The sequence below is a fragment of the Cellulomonas hominis genome, assembly GCF_005239125.1.
Taxonomy (GTDB): Bacteria; Actinomycetota; Actinomycetes; order Actinomycetales; family Cellulomonadaceae; genus Cellulomonas; species Cellulomonas hominis_A.
The window spans coordinates 36,228-47,926 of sequence record NZ_SZYE01000004.1 but is presented as its reverse complement, the minus strand read 5'-3'; the positions used below and the strand labels follow the sequence as shown (position 1 = coordinate 47,926).

The following is an 11,699-nucleotide window of genomic DNA, read 5'->3' as shown; positions in this document are numbered from 1 at the left end:
GGCCCGGCCAGGCCCCTCCCGGAACGTTCGAGAAGGACCCACCACCATGCACCCCACCGGCACGTTCGACCTGATCCAGGCCGACCACCGCGAGCGGATCGAGACCGCCCGCCTCCTGTCCCGGCACGCCGCCCGGCGCGCCGCGGTCAGACCCGACGGCGAGACCCGCGGTCGACCGCCGGAACGCCTCCGGCAGCTCCGCCTCCGGGCCCTGCTGCCGGCGACCACCACGGTCGCCGCGATCCGCTGACCGGGCCGGCCCCGTGCCGACCCCGGCGGCGCGCCGCCGCCCGCACCACACCGGTGAGCCCGCCGGACGCACCCGTCCGGCGGGCTCACCCGTACCCTGAGCACGTGAGCACCATGAGCAACGGCAACGGCAGCGCCGACCGGATCGTCTGGATCGACTGCGAGATGACCGGCCTGGACTCCGTCCAGGACGCGCTCGTCGAGGTCGCGGCCGTCGTGACCGACTCCGAGCTCAACGTCCTGGGCGAGGGCGTCGACGTCGTCATCTCCCCGCCCGCCGAGGCGCTGGCCCAGATGGGCGACTTCGTCCGCGACATGCACACCGGCTCCGGCCTGCTCGACGCGCTCGCGACGGGCACCACCCTGGAGGACGCGCAGGCCCAGGTGCTCGCGTACATCCGCCAGCACGTGCCCGAGCCCGGCAAGGCCCCGCTCGCGGGCAACTCGGTCGGCACCGACAAGGTGTTCCTCGACCGCGACATGCCCGAGCTGATCGGCCACCTGCACTACCGCGTGATCGACGTCTCCTCCATCAAGGAGCTCGCCCGCCGCTGGTACCCGCGGGTGTACTTCTCCTCCCCGCAGAAGCACGGCGGGCACCGCGCGCTCGCCGACATCCTGGAGAGCATCGACGAGCTCCGGTACTACCGCGCGGCGCTGCTGGTGCCGCAGCCGGGCCCGGACTCCAAGGCCGCCAAGGCGGTCGCCGCGCAGATCGAGGCGACCTCGGTCGCGGCGGCGCACCGCGGCTCGACCGCCACGTCCTGAGGACCCCTCGGGACCCGGTATGCTTGTCGACGGCCCCGGAGGTCTCCTCCGGGCATGGTGGCTATAGCTCAGGTGGTAGAGCGCCTGGTTGTGGTCCAGGAGGTCGCGGGTTCAAGTCCCGTTAGCCACCCCAGCACGAAGGGCGCCGCTCCCCCGGGAGCGGCGCCCTTCGTCGTCCGCGGCGCGGCGCCGGCGTCAGAGCCGGCGGGTGATCGCGTCCGCGAACCGGTCGACCGCCTCGGGGGCCTGCGCGAAGAAGAAGCTCGGCTCGATGAGCTCGAGCTCCAGGACGACGGGGTTGCCCTGGTCGTCCGGGATGAGGTCCACGCGGGTGTACGCGAGCGGCTGCTCGACGCCCTGGATCAGCTCCGGCAGCGCGTCGACGACGCGCTGCCCGAGCGCGAGCTCGGCCTCGGAGGCCTCGCGCGGGGTCATGACCTCCTCCTTGTAGAGGACGCCGTCGGTCTCCCCCTCGCGGTACGGGCCCTCGAGCAGCGGGGCCTTGCGCACGGCGTGCGACAGCTGGCCGTCGAAGTACACCAGCGCGGTCTCGCCGACCGTGTCGACCTGCTTGAGGTAGCGCTGCACCATGACGTGCCGGCCGTCGTCCAGCAGGCGCTTCACGTGCTGGATGGCGAGCGCGCGGGACGGCGTCTCGTCCGCCGCGTACCGGCCGGTGTCCCGGGAGCCGGCGCTGACCGTCGGCTTGATGACGAAGTCGCCGAAGGCCGGGAACCGGGTGTGGATCGCGCGGGCGTTGAAGTTCCGGGCCGGGTCCATCCAGATGGTCGGCACGATCGGCAGCCCGGCGGCCTCCATCGACCGCTGGTAGATCTTGTCGATGTTCCAGGTCAGCACCTGCGCGGGGTTGATCAGCCGCGACGCCTGCGCGACGCGCTGCGTCCACCAGCGGAAGTCGCGCGGGCGCTCCGTGTAGTCCCAGGTGGAGCGGACCACGACGGCGTCGTACGACGACCAGTCGACGTCGGCGGCGTTCCAGACGGGCGACTCGACCTCCAGGCCCCGGTCCCGCAGCGCCGTCACGAGCGGCGCGTCGTCGGGGTCGAGGTCCGGCAGGGCGGCGCAGGTGGCGAGGGCGATGCGAGTGGTCACCCTGGGCAGACTACCCACGCGCTCCGGCGGACGGCTCGTGGTCCTGCGCGGCGGCGTCCGGGACCGCGTCCTGCGCGCCGTCCACCAGCCGGTGCAGGGCGGCCACCACGCGCGGCGCGTCGAGCTCCCCGACGACCTGCTCCCCCTCGCGCACCACGACCCGGCCGGTGGGCTCGGCGGCGAGCGCGGCGAACGCCTCGTCCAGCGGGTCGCCCACGCGGACGACCGCGGCGCCCGCCCGGCCGTCCGCCGCGGCGGTGCCGTCGACGGGCCCCAGGTCGCGCCGCTCGACGCGACCCAGGGCGAGCAGCCGCACCGCCGCCCCGGTGCCGACCAGGTCGGCGACCGCCGGGCTCGCCGGCGCGGCGAGCAGCCGCACCGGGTCCGAGAGCTGCTCGAGGTGCCCGCCGCGGCTGAGCACCGCCACGCGGTCGGCGAGCCGCACGGCCTCGTCCACGTCGTGCGTGACGAGCATCACGGTGGTGCCGAGCTCGGCCTGGATGCGGCGGAACTCGGTCTGCAGCCGGCGGCGGCCGACCGGGTCGACCGCACCGAACGGCTCGTCCATCAGCAGGACCGGCGGGTCCGTCGCGAGCGCGCGGGCGACGCCGACGCGCTGCCGCTCGCCGCCGGACAGCTCGTGCGGGTAGCGGCGGGCGTACCGGTCCGGCGCGAGGCCGACCAGCTCCAGCAGCTCCCCCGTGCGGGCGCGGGTGCGCCGCTTGTCCCAGCCGAGCAGCCGCGGCACGGTGCCGACGTTCTGCTCGACCGTGCGGTGCGGGAACAGGCCGACGTTCTGGATGACGTAGCCGATGCGCCGGCGGAGGGCGACGGCGTCGACCTCGGTCACGTCGTCGCCGTCGAGGAAGATCCGGCCCGACGTGGGCTCGACGAGGCGGTTGGCCATCCGCAGCGTCGTCGACTTGCCGCAGCCGGACGGCCCGACGAGCGCGAGCAGCTCGTGCTCCCGCACCTCGAGCGACAGGTCGCCGACCGCGACGGTGCCGTCGGCGTACGCCTTGCGGACGTGGTCGAACGCGATCGCGGTGGCCATGCCGACGACCGTACCCGCGCCCGCCGACACCCGCGCCCCTGCTCCGCGCAGCGGGTGTCGGAGGTGCCCGGTAGCGTCGGGCCGGTGACCAGCCTCGAGAACCCGGGGACCGCCGCGCACGTCGCGGCGGCCGCGGGCGACCCCGCGGCCAACCCCTGGCTGTCCTGGGACTACGTGCAGCGCAACTGGGGCGACATCTCCCGCGCGCTGGAGCAGCACGCGGGCCTCACCGTGCAGGCGGTGCTCATCGCGTGCGCGATCGCCGTCCCGCTCGGGATGCTCGCGCACCTGCGCCCGCGCCTCGCCGCGCCGATCGTCGGCACCAGCAGCGTGCTCTACACGATCCCGTCGCTCGCCCTGTTCACGGTGCTCGTGCCGTGGACGGGCATCGGCCGCACGCCGGTGCTGATCGGCCTGGTGGTCTACGCGCTCCTGGTGCTGGTGCGGAACGTCCTGGTGGGGCTGAGCGGCGTGGACGAGAGCGTCCGGGACGCGGCGCGCGGGCTCGGCTACGGCCGGCTGCGCCTGCTGCTGACCGTGGAGCTGCCGAACGCCCTGCCCGCGATCGTCGCGGGCGTCCGGCTCGCGACCGTGACCACCGTCGCGCTCGTCACCGTCGGCGTGGTCGTCGGCTACGGCGGGCTGGGCCAGCTGATGTTCCGGGGCTTCCGCAACAACAAGTACCACGCGGAGATCCTCACGGCGACGCTGCTCTGCCTGGCGCTGGCGCTCGTGCTGGACCTGCTCATCTGGCTGGTCGGCCGCGCGGTGACGCCGTGGGCCCGGCGCGGACGGGAGGCCTGAGCCGTGGACGTGCTGCAGGACGCCTTCACCTGGCTGAACGACCCGCTGAACTGGACGGGCCGCGACGGCGTGCTCGCGCTGGGCGCCGACCACCTGCGGATCAGCGCGCTCGCCGTGCTGCTCGCGGCGCTGGTCGCCCTCCCGCTCGGCGTCTGGCTCGGCCACCGCCGCCGCGGCGGCGTGGTGACGGTGGTCGCCGCGAACACCTCGCGCGCGCTGCCGACGTTCGCGCTGCTGACGATCTTCGCCTCGACCGGCCTGTTCGGCGCGACGGCGACGGTCCTCGCGGTGGCCGTGTTCGCGGTGCCGCCGATCCTCAGCAACACGTTCACCGGCCTGATGGAGGTCGACGCCGACGTCCGGGACGCGGCACGCGGCGTCGGCATGTCCGGGGGCCGCTCGCTCGCGCTGGTGGAGCTGCCGCTCGCGCTGCCGCTGGTCGGGGCCGGCCTGCGCACCGCCACCACCCAGGTGCTGGCCACCGTGCCGCTCGCGGCGCTCGTCGGCGGCAGCAGCCTCGGGTCGATCATCGTGCAGGGCATGGCGCTGCAGCGGTACGGCCAGGTGGTCGCGGGGGCGCTGCTCGTCGCGGGGCTCTGCCTCGTCGTCGAGGGGGTGCTCGCCGCGGTGCAGCGCGCGCTGACGCCGGCGCCGATGCGCGCCACCTCCGGCCGCCGGCGCCGCCGCGCACCCCGCGCCGTCTCCGAGCCCCCCGGACCAGCGCCCGCCGCGACCGGCCAGCAGACCGTGACCCGATCGTGACCGCGACGACCTCCCGCAGGGGTTGCCGCACCCGGGCCGCCTCGGTCGAATGATCGACGGCCGCCCGACGCCCACCGACCCACCCGTCCGGTGCCTCAGCCGCACCGAACCCCGTGTGCCCACCCGAGACCAGAGGACCCGCACATGAACGCACGTCGCACCACACTCCCCGCCGCCGCGGCCGGCCTGCTCCTCCTGCTGGCGGCCTGCGGCGACCCCGGCTCCGGCGGCGGCACCGCCGAGACCTCGGCGAGCGGCTCCGGCGGCACGGTCTGCGAGCCCGTCGCCGGGGACCAGCTCGTCGTGCTCGAGGACGACCAGGGCCTGCAGAACGCCGACAACGTCATCCCCGCGGTCAATGCGGCGGCGGCCCAGGCGGACCCGAACCTGATCCCGCTGCTCGACACCGTGTCCGCGGCGCTCGACACGGACACGCTGATCCAGCTGAACAAGGCGGTCGACATCGACCGCCAGACGTCGACCGAGGTGGCCCAGCAGTTCGTCGAGGACCAGGGCCTGGCCGCGAGCGACGCCACCGCCGGCAGCGGCAAGAGCGTGGTCGTCGGCGCCGCGAACTTCTCGGAGAGCGCCACGCTGTCCGAGATCTACGCCGACGTGCTGCGGTCCGCGGGCTACAGCGCCGAGGTGCAGACCATCGGCAACCGGGAGACGTACCTGCCCGCCCTGGAGAGCGGCCAGATCACGCTCACCCCGGAGTACGCCGCGACGCTGGCGGAGTTCCTCAACACGTCCGCGAACGGCGCGGACGCGGAGCCGGTCGCGAGCGGCGACCCGGACGAGACCGTGGCGGCGCTCACCGAGCTCGGCACGGCCGCCGGTCTGACGTTCGGCGCGGTGTCCGAGGCCCAGGACCAGAACGCGTTCGCGGTGACGTCGGAGTTCGCGGACGAGCACGGCGTGACCACGCTGTCGGACCTGGCCGAGGCGTGCGCCGGCGGCGTCGTGCTCGCCGGCCCGGCCGAGTGCCCGGAGCGGCCGTTCTGCCAGATCGGCCTCGAGGACACCTACGGCATCACGGTCAGCGAGTTCAAGAGCTACGACTTCGGCCTGATCGGCGACGCGGTGCGCCAGGGCGAGGCCTCGATCGGCCTGGTGCTGTCGAGCGACGGGTCGCTCGCGAGCTGACCCGCGGGACGGCGAGCGGGGCGGGACCGGTCACCGGTCCCGCCCCGCTGTCGTGCGCCCCGCCGGGTCGGGGTCAGAGCCCCGCCGTCTCCAGCAGCCGCAGCCACACCTCGCTCACCGTCGGGTACGCCGGCACCGCGTGCCACAGCCGGTCCAGCGGCACCTCCCCGGTCACGGCGATCGTCGCTGCCTGCAGCAGCTCCGCCGCGTCCGGGCCGGTGAAGGTCGCGCCCACGATCACCCCGCGGTCCTCGTCGAGGACGACCTGCGCGGTGCCGGAGTACCCGTCGGCCGCCACCGAGGCGCCCGCCACGGACCCGATCGGGTAGGACACGGCCCGCACGCGCAGCCCGGCGTCGCGCGCCTGCTCCTCGGTGCGGCCGACCCAGGCCACCTCGGGCCGGGTGAACACGACCTGCGGCACGGCCGCGTGGTCCGCGGACGCCCGGTACCGGGTGAACGGCGCCGCGTCCCGCTCGGCGGCCTGCGCCTCGGCGGCGCCCTCCCCCGGCTCGGAGGCGGACGCGGAGAACCGGGCGGCCACGACGTCGCCGACCACCCGGGCGTCGTACTTGCCCTGGTGCGTCGTGGCGGTGCGGCCGGTCACGTCGCCGACCGCGAACAGCCAGCCGTCGCCGGCACCGGTCGCCTGCAGCGCGTCGTCCACCGCGATCGGCGCGCCCGGCTCCAGCCCGACCACCTCGAGCCCGAGGTCCGCCGTCCGCGGCCGGCGGCCGGTGGCCACCAGCACCTCGTCGGCGTGCAGCTCGTCCTCGCCCTGCGGCCCGGTGACCGCGAGGTGCACCCCGCGCTCGTCGCGGTCGACCCGCGTCGCGCTCGTGCCGAACCGCAGGTCGACCCCGAGGTCGCGCAGGCCGGCGGCGACCTCCTCGGCCGCGAACGGCTCCGCCTTGTCGAGCAGGCGGTCGCCGCGCACCAGCAGCGTCACGGCGGCGCCCAGGTCGCGGTACGCGACCGCCATCTCGACGCCCACCACGCCGCCGCCGAGGACCACGAGGCTCCCCGGCACCTCCTTGACCGCCGTCGCCTCGCGCGAGGTCCACGGCTGCGCCTCCGCCAGGCCGGGGATCCCGGGCACGGTCGGCTCGCTGCCGGTCGCGACGATCACGGCGTGCCGGGCGATCACCCGGGTGTCGCCCTCGTCCGACTCGACGAGCAGCTCCTTCGGGCCGGTGAACCGGGCCGTGCCGCGCAGCAGCGCGATCCCGACGGAGTCCAGCCACTCGACCTGGCCGTGGTCGTCCCAGTGCGAGGTGAACTCGTCCCGGCGGGCGAGCACGGCGGCGGGGTCCAGCGCGCCCTGCACCAGCTCGCGGGCGCCCGGCACGGCCCGCGCCGCGGCGAGCACGGCCCCGGGCCGCAGCAGCGCCTTCGAGGGCATGCAGGCCCAGTAGGAGCACTCGCCGCCCACCAGCTCGTGCTCGACCACCAGCACCGACAGCCCGAGCCGGCCCGCGCGGTCGGCGGCGTTCTCCCCCACCGCGCCCGCGCCCAGGACCACGACGTCGTACGTCACGGTGTCGTGCGGCGCGTGGTCCCCGTCCGTCTGCAGGGTGCGCTCGGTCATGTCGTCGCTCCGTTCCTCCGGGTGCCGCGGTCCGCGGTGCCCCCATCGTGGCCCGGCGGCGCGGTTCCGGCACGCAGGCGGTGCCGTGCCGCCTCACTCCAGCGGCGCTCGAAGGTTGGGCATGATCGAGCGGCTATCAGGTGAATCCGGCCCGGAACGCCGCGTGTCGGCGGGTGAAACCGGGGCAGAACCGACCGATCGCCCGATCCCGGTGGGACCTTGTACTCATGAACGAGGACCCCTGGCGCGTCGAGATCACGGACGCCGACATCCGCGGCGCGAAGCGCGCCTGGATCGCCGCGCGCGACAGCGACGCGACCGACGCCGAGGTGGACCGCCGCTACGACGACCTCCGCCGCCTGGTGAGCGGGCAGGCGCAGCAGATCGCCGACGTGGTCCGGGCGCGCGCCGCCGCGCGCCGCAAGGCGCAGGCCGACTGACCCGCGTCAGTACCGGAACCGCGACACCTGGCCGCGCAGGTCCTCCGACATCCGGGCGAGCTCGGCCACCGCGGACCCCATCTGGTTCAGGGTCTGGGAGGACTCGGTCGCGGCGGAGGCCACGCCGGTGATGTTCGTGGCGATCTCCCCCGACCCCGTCGCGGCCTCGGCCACCGACCGGGACATCTCCGTGGTCGTGGCGGTCTGCTCCTCCACCGCCGAGGCGATCGTCAGCTGGTAGTCGTTGATGCTCGCGATGATGTGGCTGATCTCCCCGATCGCCCCCACCGCACCGCTGGTGTCCGCCTGGATCGCCTCCACCCGCCGCGCGATGTCCTCGGTCGCCTTCGCCGTCTCCTGCGCCAGCTCCTTGACCTCGCCGGCCACGACCGCGAAGCCCTTGCCGGCCTCGCCCGCGCGCGCGGCCTCGATGGTCGCGTTCAGCGCCAGCAGGTTCGTCTGCTCGGCGATGCTCGTGATCACCTTGACGACGTTGCCGATCTCCTGCGACGACGTCCCCAGCCGCGCGACCTGCTCGTTCGTCACCGCCGCCGCGTCCGTGGCCTGACCCGCGACCTTCGCCGCCTGCGACGCGTTCTGCGCGATCTCCCGGATGCTGGCACCCATCTGCTCGGCACCCGCCGCCACCGTCTGCACGTTCCGCGACACCTGCTCCGCCGCCGCCGCCACGACCCCCGCCTGCGCGGACGTCTCGTCCGACCCCGCCACCACCTGCTGCGACGCCGCGGACAGCTCCTCGGCCGCGGCCGCGACCGTCTGCGCCGTGTGCACGACGCCGCTCATCAGCGCGCGCAGCGAGCCCTGGGCCTCGTTGAGGGAGCCCGCCATCCGGCCGAGCTCGTCACGGGAGTCGAGCGGCACGGAGACCGTCAGGTCGCCGTCGCCGATGCTCTGCACGGTGCGCTGCACCGTCGCCAGGTCCCGCACGATGCGGCGGACCAGCAGCACGCCGAGCGCCGCCGCGAGCAGCACCCCGACCGCGCCGACCGCGATCATCTGCACCGTCGCCGCGCGCGCGTCGGCCGCGGCGTCCGCCACGCCCTGCTCCGCGTGCGCGGACACCGAGTCCGTCAGCGCCTGGAGCGCGTCGCCGAGCTCCGTCGTGACGCCGCGCACCTGGTCCGCGTACGCGTCGTGGTACGCGGTGCCGCCCTCGTCGGCCAGCGGCTCGATCGCGTCGGCGGCGGCCTGGTAGCGCCCGTAGGCGTCCCGCAGCGCCGCGTAGGCGTCGTCGTCGAGGACGTACGGCTCGTACGCCGCGACGTTCTCCAGCGCGTCCGCGTCGAAGCCCGCGCGGTCCGCGGTGATCCCGGCCCGGTCCTCCGGCGCCACCATCCCGTACTCGAGCACCCGGGCCCGGCTCGCCTGGAACCAGCGCTGCGTGTTCACCAGGTAGGTCTGCGGCTCGATGGCGTCGCGGCCGAGGCGGTCGATCGACGACTCCAGGCCGCCGAGCCGGGCGATGCCCAGGCCGGCGACCATTCCCACCGCGACGGCGAGCAGGCCGAGCACCGCGCCGATGCGGGCGCCCACGGGGGCGTCGGCCACGAGCCGGCGGGCGCGGGGGCCGGTGGGGGCGGCGGTTGCGGGCATGCGGAGGTCTCCGTCCGTCGGTGGGGTCCGGACCCCGACCGGGGCCCGCCGACCCGATCGGACGCGACGCGCGCCGGGTGAGCACCCCCGCGGGTGAAAGGTGCGACCTTTGCCCGCGCGGACGCGGCCGTCAACCCTCGACGTCGAGGTGCTGCAGCAGGCCGGTCACCTCGAGCACCGTCTCCACCGCGGGACCGATCCCCCGGACGACGAGCACGCGGCCGGCCGGCTGGAGCGCCATCACCAGCCCCGCCAGCAGCCCGACGGCCGAGGAGTCCGCGAACGTCACCGCCGACATGTCGACCGCCCGCACCCCGGGCAGCACCGCCGCGAGGTCCGTGCCGCGCGCGCTCTCGGCGCCCAGCCGGTCGCGCAGCTCCTCGATCACGGCGACGTCCACCTCGCCGCGCATCCGGAGCAGCTCCGGTTCCGCGTCCTCGACCCACACGTGCCCCCGCTCCGGGAGCGGCGGGGTCGGGCCGGTGGCGACGGTCTGAGGCACCCGTCCAGTATGCGTGCCGCCGGGGCGGTGGGGGGAAGCGCGGCGCACCCCGGCGCGGCGGTCTCCCGCCCCGCTGCCGCCGGCGCTTTCCCGGCCGGGGCCGGACCGCCGCCCGGCCCGGCCCCGCGGGGCGGTACGACGAAGGCCCCCGACCGGCGTTGTCGCTGGTCGGGGGCCTCCCGGAGTGCGCCATCAGGGACTCGAACCCCGAACCCGCTGATTAAGAGTCAGCTGCTCTGCCAATTGAGCTAATGGCGCAACGAGGAGAGACGTTAGCAGCCCCGTGGCGCCGCGCGCTAATCGGATCCCCCGCTCAGCGGGCCGACGTGGCGGACGTCACGCCGGGTGCGGTTCGGCGGCCGCATCCGGGTCGGCCGGGACGTCGTCCTCGGCCGGCAGGCCCGCTGCGGGCGCGGGTGCAGCACCCTCGTCCTCGCCCTCCCACCACGCGTCCTCGGGCAGCCCCTCGGCCACCAGGATCGCCTCCGACCGCGGCTCCGCCACGGCCAGGTCCGCCAGCAGCGTCAGCGGCACGTGCTCCGCCAGGAGGTCCATGACGACGCCGCTCGCGTCGCCCTCCGCCGCACGCCCGTCCGGCTCGGCAGCCTGCTTCTCGTCGTCCATCACGGCCACCCCCGGCGTCGTTCCTGCGCACATGGGAACACCGCGCCGAGGGGGCGCGCAACACGTGACGCCCAGGGCGAACAACCCTGCCGCCACGGCAGGGAAAACGGTTTCTACAGGTAGAGGCCGGTGCCCTGGCCACCGTCGCGCGGCTCGGCCACGGCGTGCACGTCCTTCTCCCGGAGCAGCAGGTACGTCTGCGCCTCGAGCTCCACCTCGGCCCGCTCGTCGGGGTCGAACAGCACCCGGTCGCCCACCGCCACCTGCCGGACGTGCTGCCCCGCGGCGACGACGGCGCCCCAGGTGAGCCGCTTCCCCACGGCCGCTGTCGCCGGGATGACGATGCCGGCGGTCGACCTGCGCTCGGACGCGTCGGCGTCGAGCTGGACGAGCAGCCGGTCGTTCAGCATCCGGATGGGCAGCTCGGGGCGGGGCGGGCTCTCGGGGCGCTGTGCACTCACGGGGCAGACGCTACCGCCCGGCCGTCGTACGCTGACGGCGCCCGTCGCGCGCGGGCGCCGCACCCACCAGCCAGGAGACCGCCATGCCCCGCCTCGCCGTCGGCGACACCGCCCCGGACTTCACGCTGCCGACCGCCGACGGCGGCTCGCTGACCCTGTCGGACCTGCGCGGCCAGGGCGTCGTCGTGTACTTCTACCCGGCGGCGGGCACCCCGGGCTGCACCAAGCAGGCGTGCGACTTCCGCGACTCGCTCGCGTCCCTGCAGGCGCACGGCTACGCCGTCGTGGGCGTCTCCCCGGACACCCCGGAGAAGCTCGCCCGGTTCGCCGAGGAGGAGGCGCTGACCTTCCCGCTGGTGTCCGACCCCGACAAGCAGGTGCTCGAGGCCTGGGGCGCGTGGGGCGAGAAGTCGCTGTACGGCAAGACCGTCACCGGTGTGATCCGGTCGACCGTGGTCCTCGACCCCGAGGGCGCGGTCCGGCTCGCGCAGTACAACGTCAAGGCGACCGGCCACGTCGCCAAGCTGCGCCGCGACCTCGGCATCGACGGCTGACGCACGGCCCCGGCCCGTCC

The 11,699-nt window shown here is 75.2% G+C and carries 14 protein-coding genes and 2 tRNA genes; 8 read left to right on the top strand and 8 right to left on the bottom strand.

Annotated elements, in window-relative coordinates; translation table 11 throughout:
• Positions 1 to 46: 46 nt before the first annotated feature.
• The 3 genes from FA014_RS01430 (at position 47) to FA014_RS01420 (ending at position 1,150) form a co-directional block, all read left to right on the top strand.
• On the top strand, positions 47 to 250 hold the full coding sequence (locus FA014_RS01430; protein WP_154727928.1) for a hypothetical protein: 204 nt from the start codon (positions 47 to 49) through the stop codon (positions 248 to 250).
• A gap of 113 nt (positions 251 to 363) precedes the next feature.
• Complete coding sequence (gene orn / locus FA014_RS01425; protein ID WP_154727947.1) at positions 364 to 1,017, top strand: oligoribonuclease; 654 nt, start codon at positions 364 to 366, stop codon at positions 1,015 to 1,017.
• Between the two features lie 57 nt (positions 1,018 to 1,074).
• Positions 1,075 to 1,150 (top strand) — tRNA-His (locus FA014_RS01420).
• Between the two features lie 62 nt (positions 1,151 to 1,212).
• Here the strand turns inward: FA014_RS01420 and FA014_RS01415 are convergent.
• Together FA014_RS01415 and FA014_RS01410 are read right to left on the bottom strand one after the other, a co-directional pair.
• Positions 1,213 to 2,130 carry an ATP-grasp domain-containing protein gene (locus tag FA014_RS01415; RefSeq protein WP_328288163.1) on the bottom strand — a complete coding sequence of 306 codons (918 nt, stop codon included), beginning with the start codon at positions 2,128 to 2,130 and terminating at the stop codon, positions 1,213 to 1,215.
• A 10-nt stretch (positions 2,131 to 2,140) separates the two neighbouring features.
• Positions 2,141 to 3,184, bottom strand: coding sequence for an ABC transporter ATP-binding protein (locus FA014_RS01410; RefSeq protein WP_154727927.1), 1,044 nt, complete (start codon positions 3,182 to 3,184; stop codon positions 2,141 to 2,143).
• Between the two features lie 84 nt (positions 3,185 to 3,268).
• Between FA014_RS01410 and FA014_RS01405 the strand changes: the two genes are divergently transcribed.
• The 3 genes from FA014_RS01405 to FA014_RS01395 all read left to right on the top strand — a co-directional run bounded on the left by FA014_RS01405 (position 3,269) and on the right by FA014_RS01395 (position 5,896).
• On the top strand, positions 3,269 to 3,988 hold the full coding sequence (locus tag FA014_RS01405; RefSeq protein ID WP_154727926.1) for an ABC transporter permease: 720 nt from the start codon (positions 3,269 to 3,271) through the stop codon (positions 3,986 to 3,988).
• A gap of 3 nt (positions 3,989 to 3,991) precedes the next feature.
• Positions 3,992 to 4,750, top strand: a complete 759-nt coding sequence (locus tag FA014_RS01400) for an ABC transporter permease (RefSeq protein ID WP_154727925.1) — start codon at positions 3,992 to 3,994, stop codon at positions 4,748 to 4,750.
• A gap of 144 nt (positions 4,751 to 4,894) precedes the next feature.
• On the top strand, positions 4,895 to 5,896 hold the full coding sequence (locus FA014_RS01395) for a glycine betaine ABC transporter substrate-binding protein (protein WP_154727924.1): 1,002 nt from the start codon (positions 4,895 to 4,897) through the stop codon (positions 5,894 to 5,896).
• Between the two features lie 73 nt (positions 5,897 to 5,969).
• Here the strand turns inward: FA014_RS01395 and FA014_RS01390 are convergent, their stop codons facing one another.
• Positions 5,970 to 7,484, bottom strand: a complete 1,515-nt coding sequence (locus tag FA014_RS01390; protein ID WP_154727923.1) for a dihydrolipoyl dehydrogenase family protein — start codon at positions 7,482 to 7,484, stop codon at positions 5,970 to 5,972.
• Positions 7,485 to 7,711: 227 nt separating this feature from the next.
• On the opposite strand from FA014_RS01390, the gene FA014_RS01385 reads away from it, so the two are divergent.
• Positions 7,712 to 7,924, top strand: coding sequence for a hypothetical protein (locus FA014_RS01385; RefSeq protein WP_154727922.1), 213 nt, complete (start codon positions 7,712 to 7,714; stop codon positions 7,922 to 7,924).
• Positions 7,925 to 7,930: 6 nt separating this feature from the next.
• On the opposite strand, the gene FA014_RS01380 is transcribed toward FA014_RS01385, so the two are convergent.
• From FA014_RS01380 to FA014_RS01360, 5 genes are all read right to left on the bottom strand, one after another.
• Positions 7,931 to 9,538, bottom strand: coding sequence for a methyl-accepting chemotaxis protein (locus tag FA014_RS01380; RefSeq protein ID WP_154727921.1), 1,608 nt, complete (start codon positions 9,536 to 9,538; stop codon positions 7,931 to 7,933).
• A gap of 130 nt (positions 9,539 to 9,668) precedes the next feature.
• The gene (locus FA014_RS01375) at positions 9,669 to 10,040 is read right to left on the bottom strand and encodes an STAS domain-containing protein (protein ID WP_154727920.1); all 372 of its coding nucleotides are present in this window, start codon (positions 10,038 to 10,040) and stop codon (positions 9,669 to 9,671) included.
• Positions 10,041 to 10,225: 185 nt separating this feature from the next.
• Positions 10,226 to 10,298: transfer RNA gene (locus tag FA014_RS01370), tRNA-Lys, on the bottom strand.
• A 78-nt stretch (positions 10,299 to 10,376) separates the two neighbouring features.
• Entirely contained in the window at positions 10,377 to 10,673 is a 297-nt protein-coding gene (locus FA014_RS01365; RefSeq protein ID WP_195969114.1) for a hypothetical protein, read from the bottom strand.
• Positions 10,674 to 10,777: 104 nt separating this feature from the next.
• Entirely contained in the window at positions 10,778 to 11,074 is a 297-nt protein-coding gene (locus FA014_RS01360; RefSeq protein WP_154727945.1) for a GroES family chaperonin, read from the bottom strand.
• Between the two features lie 134 nt (positions 11,075 to 11,208).
• Here FA014_RS01360 and bcp point away from each other — a divergent pair, with 134 nt between their 5' ends.
• Positions 11,209 to 11,679 (top strand): thioredoxin-dependent thiol peroxidase, encoded by a 471-nt coding sequence (bcp, locus tag FA014_RS01355; protein WP_154727918.1) that lies wholly within the window; start codon positions 11,209 to 11,211, stop codon positions 11,677 to 11,679.
• The last annotated feature ends 20 nt before the right edge of the window (positions 11,680 to 11,699 follow it).

Excerpts from the sequence above, each read along its gene's own strand:
- FA014_RS01430 (WP_154727928.1), top strand. The coding sequence starts at position 47 with ATGCACCCCACCGGCACGTTCGACCTGATCCAGGCCGACCACCGCGAG.
- orn (WP_154727947.1), top strand. The coding sequence starts at position 364 with ATGAGCAACGGCAACGGCAGCGCCGACCGGATCGTCTGGATCGACTGC.
- FA014_RS01410 (WP_154727927.1), bottom strand. The coding sequence starts at position 3,184 with ATGGCCACCGCGATCGCGTTCGACCACGTCCGCAAGGCGTACGCCGAC.
- FA014_RS01395 (WP_154727924.1), top strand. The coding sequence starts at position 4,895 with ATGAACGCACGTCGCACCACACTCCCCGCCGCCGCGGCCGGCCTGCTC.
- FA014_RS01390 (WP_154727923.1), bottom strand. The coding sequence starts at position 7,484 with ATGACCGAGCGCACCCTGCAGACGGACGGGGACCACGCGCCGCACGAC.
- FA014_RS01385 (WP_154727922.1), top strand. The coding sequence starts at position 7,712 with ATGAACGAGGACCCCTGGCGCGTCGAGATCACGGACGCCGACATCCGC.
- FA014_RS01380 (WP_154727921.1), bottom strand. The coding sequence starts at position 9,538 with ATGCCCGCAACCGCCGCCCCCACCGGCCCCCGCGCCCGCCGGCTCGTG.
- FA014_RS01360 (WP_154727945.1), bottom strand. The coding sequence starts at position 11,074 with ATGCTGAACGACCGGCTGCTCGTCCAGCTCGACGCCGACGCGTCCGAG.
- bcp (WP_154727918.1), top strand. The coding sequence starts at position 11,209 with ATGCCCCGCCTCGCCGTCGGCGACACCGCCCCGGACTTCACGCTGCCG.